We start from the raw sequence: 21,746 nt of genomic DNA on the forward strand, positions 1-21,746 counted from the left end.
CACGCTTGCAGGGTTAACGCTCGCTTCGTGCAGTATCCTGCTTGACGATAAGGATCGCACAAGAGCAGCATCGTCGCGCAAAACAGAAACATGAGGGTAAATTCTGCTATGCGCGGGCACACCAAGATCAATCGTCGTACGCAGTTGGCCAAGGTTCTCATGTTGGCGGGGGCGGCAGTTAGTTTCCCGGCGATGTCGCAAGAAGCGCAGCCGGATGCTGCGGAATCCGACCCCAACGTCATCATCGTTACCGCGCAAAAGCGCAGCGAGAACCTGCAAAACGTGCCCATTTCGATCCAGGCGCTTGGCACGCAGAAGCTGGAACAGCTCGGGGTCGCCAGCTTTACCGATTATGCGCAGCAGCTGCCCTCTGTCACGTTCCAGGCACTTGGCGGAACGCCGGGCACGAACGTTGTCTACATGCGCGGTGTGGCCTCGGGCGGCGATGGCAATCACTCTGGCTCACTGCCATCGGTCGGCGTCTATCTCGACGAGCAACCGGTTACCACCATCGGCGGCAACCTTGACGTGCATGTCTATGACATCGCCCGCATCGAAAGCCTCTCGGGTCCGCAGGGCACGCTCTACGGGGCATCGTCCGAGGCGGGGACGATTCGCATCATCACCAACAAGCCCGATACGTCCGGCTTCTACGGCAGCATCGACGGCGAGGTGAACACGGTCCACAAGGGCGGACAGGGCTACAAGCTCGAAGGCATGATCAACGCGCCGCTGTCCTCCAACGCGGCTTTGCGTGTGGTGGGCTGGTATCAGCGCGATGCCGGCTTCATCGATAATGTGCCAGGCACGCGCACGTTCTGCGGCACGCCGACATTCGACGACGAAGATAACATCAACGGCTGCATCAAGGATGGCGTCAGCGTCAACAACGCGGCCTTCGTCAAGAAGGACTACAATTACACCGACATCTACGGTGGCCGCGCTGCGCTCAAGGTCGATCTGGACGAAAACTGGACCGTCACGCCGCAGTTCATGTACCAGGAAACCAAGAGCCGCGGGTCTTATGGATATGATCCGTCGGTCGGTGATCTTCAGGTGCAGCACTTCTTCCCGGAGTTCCGCAACGACAAGTTCTGGCAGGCTGCGCTGACGATCGAGGGCAAGTTTGGCAACTGGGACGTGACTTACGCAGGCGCGTATCTTGATCGCAAGACCTTCCAGTCAAGCGATTATACCGACTATTCGGAAGCTTACGATTCGCTGTATGAATCCGTTGGCGGCTTGGCCAACTACTTCTATTATCAGGACTCTCTCGGAAACACGATTGATCCTCGGCAGAAGGTTATCGGGAGTGACCACTTCAAGAAGTTGAGCCAGGAGTTCCGCGTAGCCTCGCCCTCGTCGGACCCGTTCCGCTTTGTTGGCGGCCTTTTCTACCAATATCAGTCGAACCTGATTCATCAGGACTACCAGATTGCCAATCTGGGGCCGCTGGTTTCGGTCAACGGCCTTCCGGGCACGCTCTGGCTGACACAGCAGAAGCGCGTCGATCAGGACTACGCGGCGTTTGGTGAATTCAGCCTCGACGTTTCGCCGACGGTGACGCTGACTGCGGGCGGGCGCGCATTCATCTATGATAACACGCTGGTCGGCTTCTTCGGCTTCGGGCGCAATCCGGCCTTCATCCAGGGCGCTGACGACAATCCTCCGCCGAATGCTGCGGGCTCATCGCGGACTGGCGTTGCTGCGTGCTTTACGCAATCAGGGCTGCGACTGCGGGATGCGCAATTGGCCGGCCAATCCAACACCACCTTGCTGCCGCCTGAAGTTGCTGGCAGTCCATGCACCAACCTTGGCGTCTACACCACCGATGGTGTCAAACCAGTCAAGGCTTCCGGGACGGGCGGAACCTACCGCTTCAACGCAACGTGGAAGCCCAATAGCGACGTTCTCGCTTATGCGACTGTCTCGCGAGGCTTCCGCCCGGGTGGCATCAACCGTCGCGGTGATTTCGGGGCCTATCAGCCCGATTACCTGACCAACTACGAGCTTGGCTTCAAGACGACGCTGGCCAACGGACTGCTGCGCTTGAATGGCGCGGTATATCAGCAGGATTGGAAGAACTTCCAGTTTGCCTACCTCGGGCCAAACAGCTTCACGATCATCACCAACGGTCCGAATGCTCGCATTCGCGGCTTTGATCTTGACGCTTCGATCTCCCTCGATCGCCTAAGCATCAATCTTTCAGGCGCTTACACTGACGCGAAGATCAGGAACAACCTTTGCGCTGCAGTCGATCCTACCTTTACCTGCTCTGACCCGGACAACAGCATAAGCGCGCCGGCAGGAACCCGCCTTCCGATTACTCCGCAGTGGAAGATGAGCGGAACCGCACGCTACACGGTGCCGATGGGCGAGGGCAAGGTCTACGGACAAGTCAACGCGACGTACCAAAGTTCCGCAAGCTCGGACCTTCGCGTTGATTTTGCAGCGGCGCAGGGGCGGCTAGAGGGCTTTGGCCAAGTCAATCTTGCGATCGGGGGTGAGTGGTCGAGTTATTCGATCGAAGCCTTTGTACGCAATTTGACCGACGAACGTGGCCAATTGTCGCGCTTCGTTCAGTGCGGCGCCTGCACGCAGCGTCCCTACATCGTGCCTACAACGCCGCGCATATTCGGGCTGCGGGCCGGCGCAAAGTTCTGACAATGCGCCGCCCGGTCGGGATCAAATCCGGCCGGGCTCGCCCATCCTGACAAGTTCGGCGAGTGCCTCGGTAACCGGGGCGGCAAGTCCTGCTCGTTTTGCTGCTGCAATGATCTGACAGTTGATCGCCTCTATCTCCGTTGTGCGACCTGCCTGTCTGTCTTGTAGCATGGACGGCTTGTGCGCCCGGTGGTTGGTAAGCGCGAAATCGGTCTTGGCCAGGAGGCGGTCCCTATCCATCCGGATGCCCTGCGCGTTCGCCACTGCGATCGTCTCGTCGATTACTGCTGTGGCAACTCTTCGGCCTTCCGGGGAATCGAGGCCACCAACAGGACGTTCGAGGATGGTCGCAAGCGCGTTCAGTGCGGCATTGAAGGCTGCCTTCTCCCAGATTGCTGCAAGCACGAGGGGATCATGCTGCGCCTGCATTGCTGCAGCATTGAGACATTTGACAGCTTCGACTGCCGAGCTTTGTCCACCTGCCGTGAACGATCCAAGCCAGACGTGGCCCGTCCCGTGCGCCGCCACGGCGTTGGGAGGGGACAGGTCCGCTGGCCAGTCTGTCACACCGACAAGCGTACGGTCTGGCGTGAACACCTCCGAAATGGCCTCGGCATTTCCCAAGCCATTTTGAAGGGTCAATGCACAGCAATGCCCGTCTGCAAGGTGGGCAACGGATTGAATCGCAGCACGACTGTGCATGGCCTTTGTGAAAAGCAGCAACAGATCTGCGTTGGGTGCATCGATTGCCAAGGCAGTGCCTACGTCCACCACGCCGTTGCCGCATTCGTCGTGGAGTTCGACGCCCCTTTTTGCAATCTGCTCGAGGCGGTCCGCATCGATGTCCACCAAGGTGACCATTTTTCCTGCACGGGCCAGACGTCCGGCGAAAAGACATCCCATGGCTCCCGCACCTACCACCACCACTCGTTCCATGTTCCCTCCCAGGCGGGGTGGGCTTACAAAGTGTGCCCAACTCTGTTTCACTTACGGGGGGCAGCAAGATATAACAATTGTGCGCATGCCAATGACGCACCATGCTTTGCACCGGGTGAACCTAGAGGAGCGAGATGCCGACAGTTCGAGAAATTTCGCTAGAGGTGATGCGCGAAGTTGGGATGACGACGGTTTTCGGAAATCCGGGCTCTACCGAATTGCCGATGTTCCGGGATTTTCCGGCGGACTTTCGCTATGTGATGGGGCTGCAGGAAAGCATCGTTCTCGGCATGGCCGATGGATATGCACAAGGAACGGGCCGTGCGGCGCTCGTCAATCTCCATAGCTCAGCCGGGGTCGGGCATGCTTTGGGAAACCTGTTTACCGCGTACAAGAACCAGACGCCGCTGGTGGTGACGGCGGGGCAGCAGGCTCGGTCCATACTGCCATATGAGCCATTCCTGTTCGCAGAGCGCGCCAGCGAGTTTCCTCGGCCATTCGTGAAATGGTCGTGCGAGCCGGCGCGCGCGGAAGATGTTCCTGCAGCCCTTCACCGCGCTTGGCTGGTGGCGATGGAGCCACCCCGAGGCCCCACGTTCGTTTCGATCCCGATCGACGACTGGGATCGCGAGTGCGAGCCATTTGTATTACGCAAAGTCCATCCCGCCCGCGCTCCGGACAGCATTGCACTGGCCGAATGCGCCAATGCCCTAGCACGTTCCGATCGCCCTGCGTTCGTTGTCGGAGCAGGTGTTGCGCGCGATGGGGTGTGGGATGAGGTCGTCGCGTTGGCCGAAAGGCACAATGCCGCGGTCTGGGTTGCGCCGATGTCCGCACGGTGCAGCTTTCCCGAAAATCATCCGCTCTTCGCCGGCTTTCTCACGGCGGCCCGCGAAGCCATCGTTTCTGCACTTGCTCCATATGACTTCGTTCTGGCCCTCGGCGGACCCATGAATCTGTATCATGTCGAGGGAGGCGGGCTCCATGTTCCCGAAAGCTGTGAAGTCTGGCTGATCGGCGACAATCATGTGCACGCAGCATGGGCGCCAGCGGGAACGGCAATAGTTGGCAATTGCAGAGATGCGATTGTCTCGCTGCTTGCCAAAGGCGGCCTCGCGCAGCGAACGGCACCCATGTCGCGACTGCACCCTGAACCGCTCGATGGTGCGGTCATGTCGGACGCGTTCGTCCTGCAACGACTTGCGGCCTTGCGTGATCCGCACAGCATTATCGTTGAGGAGGCTCCGTCAAGTCGTGGCGCAATGCATGACCGCTTGCCGATCGTGCACAAGGATACCTTCTACACCACGGCCAGCGGCGGTTTGGGGCATGGCCTGCCGGCCGCAGTGGGAATGGCGATGGCGCGTCCTGAGGAGAAGGTGGTTGCCGTACTTGGGGATGGCTCTGCCATGTATGCAATCCAGGGCTTGCACGCAGCGGTGCAGCATGGGCTTCCAGTCAGCTTCATCATAATCAAGAACAACCGCTACGAAGCGTTACACCATTTCGGGCATCACTTCGGAATCCAGGAGCTCGTCGGGACCAAGTTTCCGGAACTCGATTTCTGCAAGATCGCCGAAGGCCATGGCTTGACGGCGCGGAGGGCTGTTGACGCAGCCTCGCTCGATGCGGCGCTTTCATGGTCGCTGGCTTCGAAGGAGCCCACGCTTGTCGAAGCAATTGTGGCATGACGCTGCGTCTTACAGACCTCATTGACGACAGACCTGATGAAGGCGTGTTCCGCGTGAGCCGTGCGATCTTCGCCGATCAACGCGTTTTCGACGCCGAGATCCGGCGATTGTTCGAGGGCGGCTGGATATTCCTCGGACTGGAAAGCCAGGCGAGCGGGGCACACGACTTTTTCACGACTTTCGCCGGGCGAGTGCCGGTCCTCGTCCAGCGAGATGGTGAGGGCATCCTGCGAGGCTTCATAAACTCCTGTCCTCACAAGGGAGCGCGCCTGGCGCAGGTGCGACAGGGACACGCGCGCCTGCACGTCTGTCCTTACCACAGCTGGTCGTTCGACAGCGCGGGCAGGAACAAGGCGGTGAAATGGAAGGCGGCCGGGTGCTATTCGGAGGCCTTCGATCAGGACAATCACGGGCTCGTGCCTTTGGCGCAGTTTTCCAACTATCGTGGTTTCCTGTTTGGTAGTCTGGCGGCAGACGTCCCGCCTCTGGTGGAATACCTTGGCGAGGCCGCCAAGTTGCTCGATCTCGTTGCCGACCAGAGCGCCGATGGCTTGGAGCTTGTACCCGGTCAGGTCACCTTTACCTTCGAGGCCAACTGGAAATTGCAATTGGAGAACTGTTCGGACGCTTATCACTTCACCTCTGCTCACCCGTCCTACATCCGGGTTTTGGAGCGGCGGCAGAAGGAATTGAGCGCGGACGTCGTCGCTTCGGTCTGGGAAAACAGCGATTACTGGAAGGAGGATACGAAGGGTATCGGCGGTGGCAGTTTCAGCTTCGCCAACGGGCACGTGCTGAACTGGGGCGTGTTTGGCGTGACGCCGGCCATACCCCTGTATGAACGGGCGGAAGCGCTTGCTGCGCAACATGGCGAGACTAGGCGTGACTGGATGTTCAACATGCGCAACCTCACCATCTTTCCGAACCTACAGATTGCGGAGAATGCTTCAAGCCAGCTGCGCGTGATACGTCCGCTCGGGCCGGGCTTAACGGAAATGCGAACGTGGTGCATCGCGCCGAAAGGGGAGAGCGATGCCGCCAGGCGTCAACGCATTCGCCAGTACGAGGATTTCTTCAATCCCACCGGCATGGCCACGCCCGACGACACGGTATCGTACGAGAACTGCCAGATCGGCTTTGCTGCAGAAATCGAACCTTGGCTACAGGGTTACGCACGAGGGATGACGGCGTCCGCCATAGGGGGAAATCGCTTCTCGGACAGAATTGATCTCTACCCGGAACGCAGTGTTCTGGCTGATTCCCAGCTTTGCGACGAGACGCTGTATCACAGCTACTACCGTGCGTGGGCAAAGCGCATGAGCGCGGAGTTTGCGGAATGACGCCAGCGATGACGCGAGAGCAAGCCGAAGAACTCCTTTATCTGGAGGCCCTGCTGATCGATACTAGTCGCTTCGACGAGTGGCTCGACCTGTTTACTGGAGACGTGGAATTCTGGATGCCGGCGTGGCGTGATGAAGTGACGCTTACCGATGACTCGGATCGAGAATTGTCGCTGATCTACTACAGGGGGCGCCGCAACCTTGAGGATCGGGTCATGCGGCTTACGTCCGGTTTGTCTACCGCTTCTTCGCCTTTGCCCCGCGTGGTTCACCAGGTAACGAACGTTCTGTTGACTGACGCAGGGGACGGATATGCCGAAGTGTGCGCAGCATTTAACTGCCACCGCCATGACGTGCGCATGAACCGGTCGGACTGCTTTTTTGGCCGATACGAGTACCGTCTGGTCATCTCCGACGGGCGGTGGCGGATCGCACGCAAGAAGATCACTCTTCTCAACGACACGATCCCTACCGTGGTTGATATCAACGCCGTCTGATCAGGCGAGGACCTCTCCAACCGGAACGAAGTCGTACCCGAGTTCACGGGCAACGGCTTGATATGTAACCTTGCCTTCGTGAACGTTGAGACCCTCGGCGAGATTGGGGTCGGCCTTCAACGCTGCCATCCAGCCCATGTTCGCAATGCGCAGCGCGTGGGGCAGGGTGACGTTGTTCAGGGCATAAGTGCTGGTGCGTGCCACAGCGCCAGGCATGTTCGCCACGCAATAGTGAACGACGCCATCGACGATGTATGTCGGCTCGGCATGAGTTGTCGCCTTCGAGGTCTCGAAGCACCCGCCTTGATCGATGGCAACGTCCACCAGAACGGCGCCTGGCTTCATGGTCGACAGCATGTCGCGCGTAACGAGCTTCGGCGCGGCGGCCCCCGGGATGAGCACTGCCCCGATGACCAGATCGGCGTCGGCAATGAGAGAGGCAAGCGCAGCCTTGCCTGAATAAAGCGTGCGGGCGCGGCCTTCGAAGTGGTTGTCGAGGCGCTCGAGCACGTCCGGGTCACGATCGAGGATCGTTACGTCAGCGCCAAGCCCAACGGCCATTTGTGCCGCGTTGAAGCCGACGACGCCACCGCCGATCACGACGACCTTTCCGGGCAATACGCCGGGTACGCCACCGAGGAGCACGCCGCGTCCGCCATGTGCCTTTTCAAGAGCCGTCGCGCCCGCCTGAATTGCCATGCGGCCTGCAACCTGGCTCATCGGCTTGAGAAGAGGCAGGGTGTTGCCCGTGCCCGTAACCGTCTCGTAGGCGATGGCCGTGACGCCGGACTTTACCAGATCGGCAGTTTGCTCGGGATCCGGAGCGAGGTGGAGATAGGTGTAGAGGATCTGGCCCTTGCGGAGCATTGCCCGCTCGACCGCCTGCGGTTCCTTGACCTTCACGATCATCTCGCAGCCGTCGAAGACGATCTTGGCGTCAGCTTTGATCATAGCGCCGGCGGCTTCGTAGTCCGCATCACTGGCCCCAATGCCGTTCCCAGCGCCGGTCTCCACCCACACCTCGTGTCCGTGTGCGGCCAATTCCCGAACGCTTTCCGGCGTCAGGCCGACGCGATATTCGTGATTCTTGATTTCCTTGACGGTGCCGACGCGCATTGAATCGCTCCCAGAAGCAGGTCTATTCAGTGCGGGCAGAGTATCGCGGTATGGCCGGCAGTTTTTGCCTAATTTTCGCGTTGAACAGCTTCGTGGTGGTGATATTCTTCGCATAATCGGAGATCAATGGGATATTGTCCTTTGGACCGTGCAGACCTCGCCCTGCTTGAAGCCTTGCAAAACGACTCGTCCTTGTCCGTGTCCGACCTTGCGGAGAAGGTCGCTCTGTCCTCTTCCGCCTGCCATCGTCGCATCAAGGCGCTGGAGCAGAGCGGCGTCATTGCGCGGTATGGCGCAGTATTGGATCCACGTGCACTTGGCCTGTCGGTCGAGGTTTTCGTGGAGATCACGCTGACTAGCCAGAGCCGCGAGGCGATGGACCGCTTCGAAAGGTCGGTTTGCGATTTCGACGAAATTCTCGAATGTCATTTGATGTCCGGTGCAGCGGACTACATTCTGCGCGTAGCGGCAAAGGATCTGGAGCAATACGATTGGGTGCACCGCGAGTGCCTTGCTCGCCTGCCCGGTGTTTCTGCGATGAGATCCAGCTTTTCCTTGCGCCGGATAAAGCAGATGCGGGGCTATCCCGTCAGGATTGGCGCAATCAGGAGTGGCCAAGCCCCTTGATTTCGCTTTCGCTTATCGTCTTGACCAGCAGTACAAACGAACGCGCTGCAATACGTTCGATCTGCGGCATCCGGCGTTCGAATGGCTTGCCGTGCCCAGCGAAGATGGTCATTCCCTCCATCGATCCCGAAATGAAGAGAGCCACCGTTTCCCGGCTCGCCTCATCCAGATCGGGACGCATTTCGGCGATGATCTCGAGAAGGGGGGCGCGAGCCCGGACGTAGAGTTCCTGAACGCGTTCCAGAACGAACGTGTCGTGGTTCGACAGCGCCCAGAGTTCTGGAAAGAAATTGGTTGTCTTCTTCGATCGGATGTCGTCCAGGATGAGATTGCAAATCCGGCATAGCCGCTCCTCTGCCGGTACTCCCGGCATGTGCACGATCTCGACAAACTCGAGTTCGTAACTGCGGATCACGGCTTCGAGCAGCTCCCGAACCAGGTCTTCCCGGCTTCTATAATGGTACGTCAGGTTGCCGAACTTCATACCGCTGGCAGCTGCGACTCGGCGCATCGACATAGCCCGATATCCCTCTTCAATCAGGATGGATAGCGCCGTGCGGAGAATGTGTTCGCGAGTTTCATTACCTTTGACATAGCCGCCTTCTCGCTCCGGCATGACCATGTCCGTCACGTACTTCGGCGCATCATCAGCCTGATTCATCACAATAACCCTTCAACTCAATTCTAACATATCGCCACTTCGGAACCCTGTCACAAAGGAAATTTAGGTCACTTGACAGATTTGTTGCTCCTCTGAGACTATGGTTTCCAGCCGACGAGCGGGCTTTGGCAGGCAAGGGGAGTGCCGACATGAGAACTGTTGGGTTGACCATGGCTTTCACACTGGCGGTCAGTGTGGTTGCCGGGGTTGCTGCTGCTAACCCCGGAATTGACACTTCCCGGTTTCCCAAGGCGCTGCCGGAAGAGCCCATTCCTTCGATCCGGAGTTTGCCAGCAGCTTGGCCGGCAGCATGGGTTCTGATCCACGATTTCCATTTCAGCTCGATCGTCGATGGTCGGGTCATGCTCGTGGACACCTCGTCCGAAGAGCAGCCCCTGAAGGGCATCGTGCGCGCTGCGCAGTTCGCGAACATGCTCGTCTCCCCTCGGCGCGGAGAGGTCTTGACTGCAGAGACCTTTTACTCGCGCTTGACGCGTGGCGATCGGACAGATGCGATTACCATCTGGGACATGGCCACGCTTCAGCCGAAAGGTGAAATTGTATTGCCGGGCGGCAAGCGCCAGCAGTCGGTCACCTATCCGCAGCTGTTCCAGTTCACCAATGCGGACAAGTGGGCACTTGTCGCAAATTTCACACCTGCTCAGTCAGTTAGCGTTGTCGATCTCGACTCGCGTAAAGTCCTGGCGGAAGTCGATCTCCCTGGCTGCGCACAGGTTTATCCCACTGGTGAGCGCGGGTTCTCAAGCTTCTGTGCGGATGGTTCAATCTTGAGCGTGACGCTTGGCGCTGACGGACAGGCCGTGTCGTCGAAGACGCTCGAGAAGGTTCAGGATATCGACAATCAGCCGCTGTTCAGCACCCCGGCATGGGTCGGGCGCACAGCATGGTTTGTCAGCTACCGTGGACAGATCAAGGCTTTCGATTTTTCGGGGGATGTTGCGCGCGCGCTCGGCGGATCCTTCAACGTCGGGACCGCAGACGGTGGCGCGCCGGAATGGCGGCCGGGCGGCTGGCAAGTGATCGCAGCCGATGGCGCAGGCAAGCTGTTTGTCCTGATGAGTCCCAATGGCCGCGAGGGAAGCCATAAGGATGGCGGGACGGAAGTCTGGGTTGTCGATACGGCGTCCAAGGCACGCGTGGCTCGCATTCCCCTGCGCGCAGTGGCATCGGCAATTGCGCTGACAAGGGAAAGCAAGCCACAACTTGTTGTCGCTCGCGGTGACGGGGTCATCGATATTCACGATGCCGCCACCGGCTCGTTCGTGCGCTCCCTCGGCACTGCAGGTGGCGCAAATCCCATCTTGATCACGGCGCCCTGATATGGCCCCGGTCATTATCTTTCTCGCCATGCTGCTTGCCGGATCAGCCGTGCACAAGGCAGTTTCTCATCGGCGTCTGGCCATTGCCGCAGCACGATTGGTGGGCATGCCGTCGCAGGGTCAGCTGTTTCTCATCATCGCCGGCACGCTGGAAGTAGCCGCTGCTGTTTGCCTGCTGGTTGCGCCGCTTCAGAAGACCGGTGCGATGCTGGGTATGGTCGTGTGGCTGGCTTATGCTGCAGCCCTGCTGGCGCATCGCGGACAGAGTCTCGACTGCGGTTGCGATCTTGTCGGTCGCGAGAGGCCAGTTGGCTGGCTGACTATCGCTCGTCCCACAGCGCTCGCCATGCTTGTCGCTATCGCTTCCACCCTGCCGGCGGCATCGATCGGAGTTGACGCTCCATTTGCTGCCGCCGGCCTTTTGGCGCTCTATCTCGCTGCTTCGGAACTGCTGGCCATTCCCCTTCCACGCTGGAGGAAATCGTGATGTTGACGTCCCAGATTCTCTTGTGGACCGCTGTGGTCGTGCAGGCTTTGTTGATCGCGGCCCTCGCTCGCCAGGTTGGCATCCTTCACGAACGCATTGCCCCTGCTGGCGCGTTGACGCTGCACCAGAAGGTAGAGGTCGGAGAAGTCGCCAGTCCGATGACCGTCACCACGATCGAGGACGCGCCCATCGAGATTGGTGGCAAGCGGGAAGGGCGCAGCCAATTGCTGTTCTTCGCCTCGCCTGACTGCCCAGTTTGCAAGACCTTGCTACCAGTTGTGCGATCGGCGGCGAGCGCCGAAGCCGATTGGCTTGATGTCGTAATCGCTGGAGATGGAACCAAGGCTGAATACCTGCGGCTCCGCGGCACGCATGGTCTCGAGCGTGTTCCCATTGTCCTTTCCGAAGCGGTCGGCAGGGCATTCGGTGTCTCCAAACTGCCTTATGCGGTCCTGCTGGACGAAAATGGCCGCGTTGCCTCGCTCGGTCTCGTCAACAGCCGCGAGCATCTGGAAAGCCTGTTCGAGGCGAAGGAGCGCGGTGTTGCCTCGATCCAGGAATTTCTCGCACGCCGAAAGGAGGCCTGATCAATGGCTGGCTTCGACAAGTGGACTGAGCGCCTGACCCGCAGCATTGCACGGGGAACATCGCGGCGCAGCACTCTCGCCTGGCTGGGAGCGACGATTACCGGTGCGGCAGTGTTTCCGGTCCTGCCCGTTGCCCGGGCGGCAAGCGGATCATCGCATGCCGATGGCGGCAAGCACGCTCCCATCTCATCCGGCAATCCGCAGGATCCGGGCGATCAGTCTTCGTGCGATTACTGGCGCTACTGCGCGATCGACGGGTTCTTGTGCTCGTGCTGCGGCGGGACTGTCAGCTCCTGCCCTCCCGGCACCGAAATGTCGCCGATTACGTGGATCGGCACGTGCACCAACCCGGCCGACAACCGCGCCTACGTGATCAGCTACAACGATTGCTGCGGCATTTCCTCGTGCGGACAGTGCCTGTGCAACCGTAACGAAGGGGACCGTCCACAAGTCCGCCCGCAATCGAACAACGACTACAATTGGTGCTTGGGCACGGAAAGCAGCATCTACAACTGCTCGACCGCAGTGATCGTCGGCGTAGCGTTGGACGCACCGAAATGAGAGCGCTTGTCGGTCTGATCCCGGTCATGGTGATGGCGGCAGTGGCGCTGCCTGCCACTGCCGCCCCCGATGGCGCGGCAGTGTTCCAGCGCTGCGCTGCGTGCCACACCAAGACTGGTGCGGGCGTGCCGGGTGCCTACCCTCCGCTCGGGGCGGATTTTCGGGCCTTGGCAACCAAGCCGGCAGGGCGCCGCTATCTTGCGCTTGCAGTGCTGCGCGGTCTGTCAGGCCCGATCACGGTCGAGGGAAAACCCTATCGCGGTGTCATGCCCGCTCAAGTGCTGGACGATGCTGCGGTGGCCGCGGTGTTAAACCATATTGGTACGCAGGTCGCAAAGACCGGGCCGAAATTCACGCCGTACAGCGATAGGGAGGTTGCTGCCCATCGCGATTCCGGCGCTTCGCTCTCTGCAGCGGATGTCGCAAGGCTTCATTCGGGAGCCGGCGGGAAATGAAGCGCCTGGCGCTCGCTCTGGTTGCCGTCCTCGCTGCGCTGGCAGCGGGGGCCGGCGTCGAGGCGGGCGAGCCGGTAATGCGTGGCGTCAGCAATCCACAGCAGGCTCGGATCGATTACATACTGAAGTGCCAGGGGTGCCATCGCCCCGATGGCGGCGGCGATGATCGCTCCAATCCGCCGATGAAGAATGTTGTCGCCCGATTTCTACAGGTCCCCGGCGGGCGAGAATTTCTCGGTAGGGTGCCGGGTGTCTCGACCGTCGATCTCGATGACGTGCGTCTGGCAAACCTCCTGAACTGGACACTCTACACTTACGACCCGGCGCACATGCCGGCCGATTTCAGACCATACACGGCTCAGGAAATCGGCAGCCTGCGGCGCCACCCCCTGAGACTGGAAAGAGCGCCGATGAGGGCGCGGCTTGTCGCAGGGTTCGAGCAGGAAAGAACACAAACGCAGTCACCCTGAACTTGGGAGCAAAGACAATGAGGGAACGTCTTTTCCGTGGGATCGCGCTGGCTGGGGTAGCCGCAACATGCGTTCTCGTCGCGACACCGGCTCTTGCCCAGGATGCCAAGACCGAAGAAGCAGCACCAGCGGGGGAGATCGTCGTCACGGCGACAAAGCGGGCCGAAAGCCTGCAGTCCGTTCCGATCTCCGTTTCAGCGATCGGCGGCGACACGCTCTCCAAATCACGGGTTGTAAATGTTGACAGCCTCGTCACCAAGGTTGCCAATCTGCAGCTGACATCGATCGTGGGCGACAATACGCCAATCTTCTCGCTGCGTGGCGTTTGATGTCGGACTACAGCCTCAATCAGGCAAGCCCCGTCGCGACCTATTATGACGAAGTCTACAAGGGGAACTTCGCCTTTCTAGGCGTGGCCATGTATGATCTCGAACGGGTCGAAGTCCTGCGTGGCCCCCAGGGCACGCTTTATGGCAAGAACACCACGGGCGGCGCGGTCAATATCATTGCCAATAACGCCAAGCTTGGCGAAACCAGCGGTTACTTCAATGCAGGCTATGGGAATTACAACCGCGTCGACCTGAACGGCGCAGTCAACGTGCCGCTGGGGGAAAAGGCGGCGCTGCGCGTTGCCGGGACCTATGCCAAGGCCGATGGCTGGTTCAAGAACGTGGTGCCGGGAAAGCCGGACCTTGCCTCGACTGACGAGTACGCGATCAGGGCCACCTTGAATGTCGAGGCGAGCGAGACGGTCCGGTTTGTCCTGCGCGCATCGACCAGTTTCCAGAACCCTTACAATTACGGAATCTATGCGCAGCCCGAAGCAGCGAACCGTCCTGGCCTTGGCAGGCGGGAGATCGCTTCGAACATCGATGCCAAGCGCCGGGCGCGCACCTATTCGGTGGCACTGACCGGCACGTTCGACATATCCGATACGCTGACCGTCACGAGCATCACCGCCTGGGACAAGGGTAGCCTGTTCTTCTACGAAGATACCGATGGCACGGCCAGTGAATTGCTGGAGATTCCCTACAACGACCGTGCGACCCAGTTCGCCCAGGATCTGCGCCTGACCAGCGACTTCGGCGGCCCATTCGAATTCATCCTTGGCGGCTATTTCCACCGCGAGAAGGTGTTCAACGAAACGACCTTCGAGATCGGCAAGGATATAGACTCTGACGGCGTCCCGGGAATCACCGCAGATGACTGTGCGGTGGGCCTTCCGCTCGCGTGCCTCTTCCGCAATCGCTTCGATCAGTTGAAGAAGAGCTATGCGATCTATTCCGATGTCAAATACGAGCTGACAGAATCCGTCACGATGCGGGGTGGCCTGCGCTACACCCACGATACCGGCGTCCAGAGCGGTTTCCGGTCAGATGCACTTGGCGTTGATGGCACATTGATCGCCAATCTGATCCCGCTGTCCTCGCTGCGCTATTCGCAGGACAACCTCTCGGGCAAGATTGGCCTCGATTACAAGCTGGCCGACGGCAACCTTGTCTATGCAAGCATCAGCCGGGGCTATCGTGCGCCGAGTTTCAACGCTCAGGCCTTCTTTGATCCGTCCGAGTTGTCGATCGCCAAGCCGGAGCAGGTCACGTCCTACGAGGTGGGAGCCAAGACACAATTCGCTGACCGCAAGGTCACGCTCAATGTCGCTGGCTTCTATTACGACTATCGCAACCAGCAGTTCATCAATGTCGATCCGGCGTCGGCTGCACAGACACTGCTCAACATTCCCAAATCCCGTATCTATGGCGGTGAGGCCGAGCTGACCATCCGTGCGAGCGACCGGCTGACTTTCCATGGCGGCATGGGCCTGCTGGCGACCAAGATTCAGCGTGGCAGCGTGAGCGGCGTGAACGTGGCAGGCAACCGCCTTTCAAATGCGCCGACGCTGACCTTCAACGCGACCATCGACCTGACGGTTTTCGACGGCGGAATGGGCAAGCTCTCGCTGCATCCTGACGTCGCATACCAATCGAGCCAGTTCTTCGAAGTCCTCAATGTTCCCCGCTTGCGCCAGTCCTCCTACGCTCTGGTCGGCGGGCACATCGACTGGGAAAGCGCAGACGGGCGGTTCAATGCCTCGATCTGGGGTAAGAACTTGACCGACAAGTTCTACTTCACCTCTCGGGTTGATCTGCTGGCAGGCTTCGGGTTCGACTACAACCACATCGGCAACCCTCGCATGTACGGGGTCACGCTGGGCGCAAAATTCTGACGTTCTGACATTGCAAGGCGGCAAAGCCGCCAGGAGAGGACCATGGCTGACTACAAGCTGCTGATCGGCGGCAACCTCGTCGATGGCGATATGACGATGGATGTGATCAATCCCGCAACAGGGGAGCCGTTCTGTACGGTTCCCCGAGCCTCCGTCGCTCAGGCAGATGCGGCTATCGCAGCAGCCAAGATGGCCGTCCCCTCTTGGTCAGCCGTGCCTTGGGCCGACCGGCAGGCAAAGCTCCTTGAGCTCGCGGACGCAATTGCTGCTCGCAAGGACGAACTGGCTCGGACCTTGACCATGGAACAAGGCAAGCCGCTTGCCGAGGCCATGGGCGAACTGGCCATGACCGATAGCTATCTGCGCCATTATGCCACGCTGGAGCTGCCCGATCGTGTCATTCAAGACGATGAAGCGGGTTACATCGCGGTCAAGCACCGTCCGTTGGGCGTGGTGGTCGGAATTATCGCCTGGAATTTTCCGCTGCTCGTCGCCTGCTGGAAGATTGGTCCTGCGGTTCTGGCGGGCAATGCCATTGTGCTCAAGCCCGCGCCGACAACGCCGGTCTGTGCGCTGATCCTTGGCGAGATCTGCCGGGACGTATTCCCCGCTGGCGTGGTCAATATCATTACAGATGCCAATGACCTCGGACCGCACCTGACAGCTCATCCGGACGTCGCCAAGGTCGGCTTCACCGGTTCTACGGCCACTGGCAAGCGCATCGCTGCAAGCGGTGCCGACACGTTGAAGCGCGTTACTCTGGAGCTGGGCGGTAACGACCCTGCTATTGTACTGGAAGATGTGGATGTTCGCGAGACGGCGCAGGCGATCTTCGGCAACGCCTTCTTCAACAACGGGCAGGTCTGCCTTGCCGTGAAGCGCGCCTACGTCCACGCTGACATATATGACGCCATGTGCGAGGAGCTCGCCCGCCTTGCCGAAGCTGCCGTCGTGGACGACGGGCTGCAGCAAGGCACCCAGATCGGGCCGATCCAGAACGCGATGCAGTTCGAGAAGGTCAAGGATTTCATCGCGGCGGCACGAGCCGATGGCACGATCGTTGCGGGCGGCGAAGTGATGGAGCGTGCGGGGTACTTTATCCGCCCTACCATCGTCCGTGACGTGACCGACGGTGACAGGATTGTCCATGAAGAGCAGTTTGGCCCCATTCTTCCAGTAATCGAATTCAATGATGTCGAAGATGTGATCGCACGCGCCAACGCATCGGACTACGGTCTTGGCGGTTCGGTATGGTCAAAGGATGTAGCGCGTGCGGCGGACATTGCTTCGCGGATCGAAAGCGGGCAGGTGTGGGTCAATCAGCACATCGCGATTGGCCCCCACATTCCGATGGCCGGTTTCAAGTCCAGTGGCCTTGGCGTGGAACAATCGGTCGAGGGCCTTGCCGAATACACACAGACCCAAGTGGTGAATATCAAACGATGACGCATTTTTCCTACACCAAGGGCGCCACGGAAGAGCCGCTCCTGGAAAAGACGATCGGACAGGCTTTGCGCGACGCGGCGCAATCATGGGGAGTGGAACTGGCTCTCGTCTCTCGCCATCAACGCATTCGCTGGACGTGGGCGGAATTGGACATCGAGGTCGATCGGATTGCCACCGGCCTGCTTGATCGTGGGGTGGCAAAGGGCGATCGCGTCGGCATCTGGGCACCCAATTGCGCTGAATGGACCGTGCTGCAGTTTGCCACGGCCCGGATTGGCGCGATTCTGGTCACTATCAATCCTGCCTACCGCACCAGCGAGGTGGAATATGCGCTGAACAAGGTCGGCTGTACCTTTCTCGTCACCGCAGCCAGCTTCAAGACCAGCGACTACATTGCGATGCTGCGCGAACTGGGACACGCCAAGTTGCCGATGCTGCGCGGCATGGTTGCTCTTGGTGATGCGGTACATGACGGCTTCGAACCGTGGGACGCCTTGCGCGCCGAACCTGATCATGGTCGGCTAACGGCCGTAGACGCCACGCTTAGTCAGAACGATCCGATCAATATCCAGTTCACCAGCGGCACGACCGGCTTCCCCAAGGGCGCAACGCTCACCCATCGCAACATCCTCAACAATGGCTACTTTACGGCGCGGACAATCAAGCTCGGGGTGAGCGACCGCATCTGCATTCCGGTCCCGCTGTATCACTGCTTTGGTATGGTCTTGGGCAACCTCGCCGCCTTGGCGAGTGGCGCGGCCTTGGTCTATCCCGGTGAGGCATACGATCCCAAGACGGCGCTTGAGGCGGTGCAGGCTGAAGGTTGCACTGCGCTGTACGGCGTCCCCACGATGTTTATCACCATCCTCGCACAGCCCGACCTCGATGATTACGACGTCAGCACATTGCGTACCGGAATCATGGCGGGTTCGCCTTGTCCGGTTACCACGATGCGCCAGGTCATGGATCGCCTCAACATGACGGAGGTCACGATTGGTTATGGCATGACCGAGACCAGTCCGCTGACCACGCAGACGGCTACCGACGATCCAATTGAGGAGCGCGTTGGCACCGTCGGCCGCGTCCATCCCCATGCCGAGGCCAAGATCGTGGGGCTCGATGGCGAGGTCCTTCCGATTGGCGAACAGGGCGAGTATTGTTCGCGCGGTTATGCCGTCATGCTTGGTTACTGGGATGATCCTGCCAAGACTGCCGAAGCCATCGATGCTGACGGCTGGATGCATTCCGGCGATCTGGCTACCATGGACGAGAATGGATACATCCGGATTACCGGCCGTATAAAGGACATGATCATCCGCGGTGGTGAAAACATCTACCCGCGCGAGATCGAGGAGTTCCTGCTCACCCACCCGGCCATTCAAGACGCGCAAGTGTTTGGTGTTGCGGACGAGAAGTTTGGCGAGGAAGTCTGCGCGTGGGTCATTGCCCGGGCAGGGGAAGACCTCGGCCCGGATGATGTGCTGGCGCACTGCAAGGGGCGCATCGCGCACTACAAGGTCCCCAGTCACATCCGCATAGTCGAGGCTTTCGCCATGACCGTAACTGGCAAGGCCCAGAAATTCGAGATGCGGAAGATGATGGAGGCAGAGCTTCAGTCATCTCGCCGGTAGACGCTGCGAATCGGAAGCGAACAGGTGCAAATTCTCTGAGATTCTTGATTGATTCTTGTCATTCCTAACGGATCGGCGTCTGTCGGTAATTAACTATATTCTTTAATATTATCAGTTTCTTCGCTGTTCTGAGTGTAGATAAGCTCTCGGCGAGTGGCGGTAAAAAACCACCAAGATACGAAAACAAAAGGAATTTTCAGTTTTACCAGCTGTTCCCTGTTTCAAGCGATGGGGCCAGGTGAAGCCTGTTTACTCTATTTTTTAATTCTCCAGATGCGACGCATCTGGGGCAAATTCTGTCGGATTTGGATGCATCGTGAGTCACGGCAGGCGTTCTGTCGAGCGTAAAAGGTTACCTGCAAGTTAACCAATTCAGGCGCATTGCCACCGAAGACGAACACTGAAGCCAATTTCATCCGCTTGGAGATGTCGACCTACATTTCCAAGGTTGAAGAATTGCGCCCGTAAAAGGGCAAGTGTTTCCATCGCAAGGCAAGCGCGCCGAGTTGCCGTAAGGCAGCAGGGAGCAGTGCGCATGTTGATGCACAAGATCAGGATCGGCTTGACGGCGATTGCGGCCACGTGCCCGTCTGCCGTTCTGGCACAGTCAACCATTGCGGGGCCGACGGCATACGCCGGTGGTACTCCCGTGTCGCTGACCCTACCTGTCACCGCATCTGTTGGTGGCCGGTGCGGCTTCGCTATTGGCGGTGCACCATCCGGCAGCTTCGATGCCGGGCAAATTGACCAGTCAGGTTGGTCCAATCAGTTTCCCTTTACATTGAATTGCAACGGCGCCGCGCGCGTTGCTGTCACGTCCGCAAACGGTGGATTGCGCAGCGGTACTCAACCCTCGGAGCCAGGATATACGGGGATCGCCCCCTATCTGGTGACACTCAACCTGGTTGGCACCGGAGGTGGCAGCGTGACCGATCAGTGCGAGGCAGCCACCCTTTCCATCACGGCGGGCACGCCTTGCTCGTTCATAGGACCTGCCACGCAAAGCCAAGGGCTTCGTGTCGCTCCCAGTTCCCAGAACCTTGCTGGTGCCTACCTCCAGATAAGCGCCCCGGCATACGCGGGCCCGTCCGTTCTGGTTCAGGGGACCTACTCTGACACCCTGACCGTGACGGTTTCCGCCGCTTTGTAACCTGACGATTCCAGCCGGGCTTGTCCCGGCACCAATTCACGCCGCCTTTGGCGGCAGACTGAAAGGCCGATTGCCATGAAGACCGTGCTGTCCTTGCTCGCCGCAACTACCGCAATTGCAATCACAACCGCTTCCGCACAGGCGCAGACGGTGACGACTGGCACGGTCAATGTCACTGGCAGCGTCCTTGGAAGGTGCTCCGTTGTTGCACCGGGCGGCTCGGCGACCCAGGCCTTCACCGGCACGATCGCGCTAGGCGCGCTGGACGCCTCGGACGGCACCTTGGCGACCGGCTTCACCACCACCACCAGTGCAGCCCCGGGCGGAACCCCGGTCGCCACGCGCGTGGTCTGCACTTCGGCCAGCGTCTCCATCGCGATCGCGGCTGACCGTCTCGCCACCGCCGCCGCCGCCGTTTCAGGCTACTCGAACGAGATAGACTATACCGCCGAAATGCAAGTCGCGCTCGCGGCCGGCGGAAATGGCACCGTGACATACAGCACCGCCACCGGCGCCACCGCAGCCAATTCAGCGACTGTCGGTCGTCTCGCAGCTTCGGGCAACAACATTGCCGTCAAGGCCTATGGCTTCTCGACCAGAGGTGGCGCGTCGAACCTGCTCGTCGCCGGCAATTACACCTCCACCATCACCGTAAACATCCAACCCGTGGCCTGAATTGATCGAGCCTTTCTCCAGGAGAAATGAAATGCGTAAGATCCTTCTCGCGGCGACCGCCGCAGCAACCCTCTCGGCAATGCCTGCTTCTGGTCAAAGCGTTACCGGCACTGTCAATATCACCGGTTCCGTAGCCGCCAAGTGCAAGTTCGTGACGTCCTCGCAGGACCTGCCGCTGGGCGAACTGGCTGACGCAGACGGCGGCCTCGACACCAGCAAGGTTGATGGTCAGACCCGCACGCTCACCGGTTGGTGCAACAATTCTGCAGCCACCCTCTCTGTCAAGGCGACCGCGTTGACCGGAGACCAGCCGGTCACGTCCGGTGCCGAGGCTGCATTCACCGACACTGTCAATTACACTGCTTCGGTCTCGGCAAACGGCAAGAGCTTCTCTGACATCAGCACCGATGCGGTCGCCAGCACTGCCGCCAACGTCGACATGTTCTCCGGCAACATCGCCGTCACTTTGGGCTCGTCCACGGCCGCAAGCAAGAAGCTCGTCGCTGGTGCCTACACGGGCAAGGTCGAGGTCTTCCTGTCACCCACCGTCTGATCTGCATTGCGCGTGAAAAGTTCATCCAGGAGCACGACGATGAAATCCGCACTGTTCAAGTCCATCCTGCTTTTGCTGCCTCTATATGGGATGGCTGCGCCTGCGTCTGCGCAGGAAACGGCTTCCGACACAGCGTCGGGTCAGGTCGCTGTGACGGGCTCCGTCGCACGGTTGTGCATCCTGGGTGAACCTTCGCGCGCGGTAGTCGATCTCGGCCAGATGGTGCAGACTTCTGGTACATCCGTCGGACGGATTGCCGCGCTCGCCACGCAATCGGTCTCGCTACCCGGAAGCTTCTGCAACTTTGCCGGCTCGGTGCTCGGTGTAAGCGCGACCGCATTGCTTGGCGATTCAACAATTGCGCCGCCGGCCGGATTTTCCCGTGCCGTGAACTACACGGCCACCGCAACCGGATGGGGCAATAGCGGTACTGCTGCGACAACCAATGCTGCGGCCGACGGGGCCTCTCCCGATTCTGCCGCGACGGGAAGCACGCAGCCCAGCCCGAAACTTGGTGACATCGAAGTCGCGCTGTCTTCGTTCTCGGCGCCTCAGAACGCGCTGCTCGTTGCGGGAAACTACAGCGGCCTGGTCACTGTAACCCTCGGTCCCGTACCGGTAACGGAGTAAGCGGC

General features: G+C 59.8%; 22 protein-coding genes. 19 read left to right on the plus strand and 3 right to left on the minus strand.

The features are described from left to right. The first annotated feature begins 108 nt into the window (after window positions 1–108). On the plus strand, window positions 109–2,664 hold the full coding sequence (locus AC3WLM_RS15040) for a TonB-dependent receptor (RefSeq protein ID WP_492477812.1): 2,556 nt from the start codon (window positions 109–111) through the stop codon (window positions 2,662–2,664). 21 nt (window positions 2,665–2,685) lie between these two features. Here AC3WLM_RS15040 and AC3WLM_RS15045 read toward each other — a convergent pair whose 3' ends face one another. Continuing rightward, a complete protein-coding gene (locus AC3WLM_RS15045) occupies window positions 2,686–3,600 on the minus strand; it encodes a ketopantoate reductase family protein (RefSeq protein WP_492477813.1) in 915 nt (304 codons plus the stop codon). Window positions 3,601–3,734: 134 nt separating this feature from the next. On the opposite strand from AC3WLM_RS15045, the gene mdlC reads away from it, so the two are divergent. Genes mdlC through AC3WLM_RS15060 form a run of 3 tightly spaced genes read left to right on the plus strand, consistent with a single transcriptional unit; the run spans window position 3,735 to window position 7,128 of the window. Beyond that, window positions 3,735–5,291: a benzoylformate decarboxylase gene (gene mdlC / locus AC3WLM_RS15050; RefSeq protein ID WP_492477814.1), complete on the plus strand. Its 1,557-nt coding sequence runs from the start codon at window positions 3,735–3,737 to the stop codon at window positions 5,289–5,291. Further along, on the plus strand, window positions 5,288–6,631 hold the full coding sequence (locus AC3WLM_RS15055; RefSeq protein ID WP_492477815.1) for an aromatic ring-hydroxylating oxygenase subunit alpha: 1,344 nt from the start codon (window positions 5,288–5,290) through the stop codon (window positions 6,629–6,631). Before mdlC ends, AC3WLM_RS15055 begins: the two co-directional genes overlap by 4 nt. Then, window positions 6,628–7,128, plus strand: a complete 501-nt coding sequence (locus AC3WLM_RS15060) for an aromatic-ring-hydroxylating dioxygenase subunit beta (protein ID WP_492477816.1) — start codon at window positions 6,628–6,630, stop codon at window positions 7,126–7,128. The genes AC3WLM_RS15055 and AC3WLM_RS15060 overlap by 4 nt, the downstream gene beginning before the upstream one ends. Here AC3WLM_RS15060 and ald read toward each other — a convergent pair whose 3' ends face one another. Next, window positions 7,129–8,244 (minus strand): alanine dehydrogenase, encoded by a 1,116-nt coding sequence (gene ald, locus AC3WLM_RS15065; protein ID WP_039333859.1) that lies wholly within the window; start codon window positions 8,242–8,244, stop codon window positions 7,129–7,131. It abuts the gene before it with no gap. Between the two features lie 141 nt (window positions 8,245–8,385). Between ald and AC3WLM_RS15070 the strand changes: the two genes are divergently transcribed. Then, window positions 8,386–8,871: an Lrp/AsnC family transcriptional regulator gene (locus tag AC3WLM_RS15070; protein ID WP_039333860.1), complete on the plus strand. Its 486-nt coding sequence runs from the start codon at window positions 8,386–8,388 to the stop codon at window positions 8,869–8,871. Here AC3WLM_RS15070 and AC3WLM_RS15075 read toward each other — a convergent pair. Continuing rightward, entirely contained in the window at window positions 8,849–9,532 is a 684-nt protein-coding gene (locus AC3WLM_RS15075; RefSeq protein ID WP_427463366.1) for a TetR/AcrR family transcriptional regulator, read from the minus strand. The genes AC3WLM_RS15070 and AC3WLM_RS15075 overlap by 23 nt on opposite strands. Window positions 9,533–9,702: 170 nt before the next feature. Here AC3WLM_RS15075 and AC3WLM_RS15080 point away from each other — a divergent pair, with 170 nt between their 5' ends. The 14 genes from AC3WLM_RS15080 (at window position 9,703) to AC3WLM_RS15145 (ending at window position 21,741) form a co-directional block, all read left to right on the plus strand. After that, window positions 9,703–10,872, plus strand: a complete 1,170-nt coding sequence (locus AC3WLM_RS15080) for an amine dehydrogenase large subunit (RefSeq protein ID WP_492477817.1) — start codon at window positions 9,703–9,705, stop codon at window positions 10,870–10,872. Between the two features lies 1 nt (window position 10,873). Beyond that, the gene (locus AC3WLM_RS15085; protein ID WP_193826774.1) at window positions 10,874–11,359 is read left to right on the plus strand and encodes a MauE/DoxX family redox-associated membrane protein; all 486 of its coding nucleotides are present in this window, start codon (window positions 10,874–10,876) and stop codon (window positions 11,357–11,359) included. Beyond that, window positions 11,359–11,946: a thioredoxin fold domain-containing protein gene (locus AC3WLM_RS15090; RefSeq protein WP_193826773.1), complete on the plus strand. Its 588-nt coding sequence runs from the start codon at window positions 11,359–11,361 to the stop codon at window positions 11,944–11,946. Before AC3WLM_RS15085 ends, AC3WLM_RS15090 begins: the two co-directional genes overlap by 1 nt. Window positions 11,947–11,949: 3 nt before the next feature. After that, complete coding sequence (locus tag AC3WLM_RS15095; RefSeq protein WP_039333863.1) at window positions 11,950–12,507, plus strand: methylamine dehydrogenase light chain; 558 nt, start codon at window positions 11,950–11,952, stop codon at window positions 12,505–12,507. Further along, window positions 12,504–12,962: a c-type cytochrome gene (locus tag AC3WLM_RS15100; protein ID WP_039333864.1), complete on the plus strand. Its 459-nt coding sequence runs from the start codon at window positions 12,504–12,506 to the stop codon at window positions 12,960–12,962. Before AC3WLM_RS15095 ends, AC3WLM_RS15100 begins: the two co-directional genes overlap by 4 nt. Then, window positions 12,959–13,432 carry a hypothetical protein gene (locus AC3WLM_RS15105; RefSeq protein ID WP_039333865.1) on the plus strand — a complete coding sequence of 158 codons (474 nt, stop codon included), beginning with the start codon at window positions 12,959–12,961 and terminating at the stop codon, window positions 13,430–13,432. The genes AC3WLM_RS15100 and AC3WLM_RS15105 overlap by 4 nt, the downstream gene beginning before the upstream one ends. 17 nt (window positions 13,433–13,449) lie before the next feature. After that, on the plus strand, window positions 13,450–13,761 hold the full coding sequence (locus AC3WLM_RS15110; RefSeq protein WP_492477819.1) for a hypothetical protein: 312 nt from the start codon (window positions 13,450–13,452) through the stop codon (window positions 13,759–13,761). Further along, window positions 13,761–15,656 (plus strand): TonB-dependent receptor, encoded by a 1,896-nt coding sequence (locus tag AC3WLM_RS15115; protein WP_492477820.1) that lies wholly within the window; start codon window positions 13,761–13,763, stop codon window positions 15,654–15,656. Before AC3WLM_RS15110 ends, AC3WLM_RS15115 begins: the two co-directional genes overlap by 1 nt. A 42-nt stretch (window positions 15,657–15,698) precedes the next feature. Beyond that, window positions 15,699–17,102, plus strand: coding sequence for an aldehyde dehydrogenase family protein (locus tag AC3WLM_RS15120; protein ID WP_492477822.1), 1,404 nt, complete (start codon window positions 15,699–15,701; stop codon window positions 17,100–17,102). Next, entirely contained in the window at window positions 17,099–18,733 is a 1,635-nt protein-coding gene (locus AC3WLM_RS15125) for an AMP-binding protein (RefSeq protein ID WP_492477823.1), read from the plus strand. The genes AC3WLM_RS15120 and AC3WLM_RS15125 overlap by 4 nt, the downstream gene beginning before the upstream one ends. A 535-nt stretch (window positions 18,734–19,268) precedes the next feature. Further along, entirely contained in the window at window positions 19,269–19,883 is a 615-nt protein-coding gene (locus AC3WLM_RS15130; protein ID WP_039333870.1) for a hypothetical protein, read from the plus strand. Between the two features lie 75 nt (window positions 19,884–19,958). Further along, window positions 19,959–20,558: a hypothetical protein gene (locus AC3WLM_RS15135; RefSeq protein WP_492477824.1), complete on the plus strand. Its 600-nt coding sequence runs from the start codon at window positions 19,959–19,961 to the stop codon at window positions 20,556–20,558. Between the two features lie 31 nt (window positions 20,559–20,589). Beyond that, window positions 20,590–21,111 (plus strand): hypothetical protein, encoded by a 522-nt coding sequence (locus tag AC3WLM_RS15140; protein ID WP_492477825.1) that lies wholly within the window; start codon window positions 20,590–20,592, stop codon window positions 21,109–21,111. A gap of 39 nt (window positions 21,112–21,150) precedes the next feature. Continuing rightward, the gene (locus tag AC3WLM_RS15145; RefSeq protein WP_492477826.1) at window positions 21,151–21,741 is read left to right on the plus strand and encodes a hypothetical protein; all 591 of its coding nucleotides are present in this window, start codon (window positions 21,151–21,153) and stop codon (window positions 21,739–21,741) included. Window positions 21,742–21,746 lie beyond the last annotated feature (5 nt).

The organism is Novosphingobium sp. FW305-C-30-35 (genome assembly GCF_058783135.1).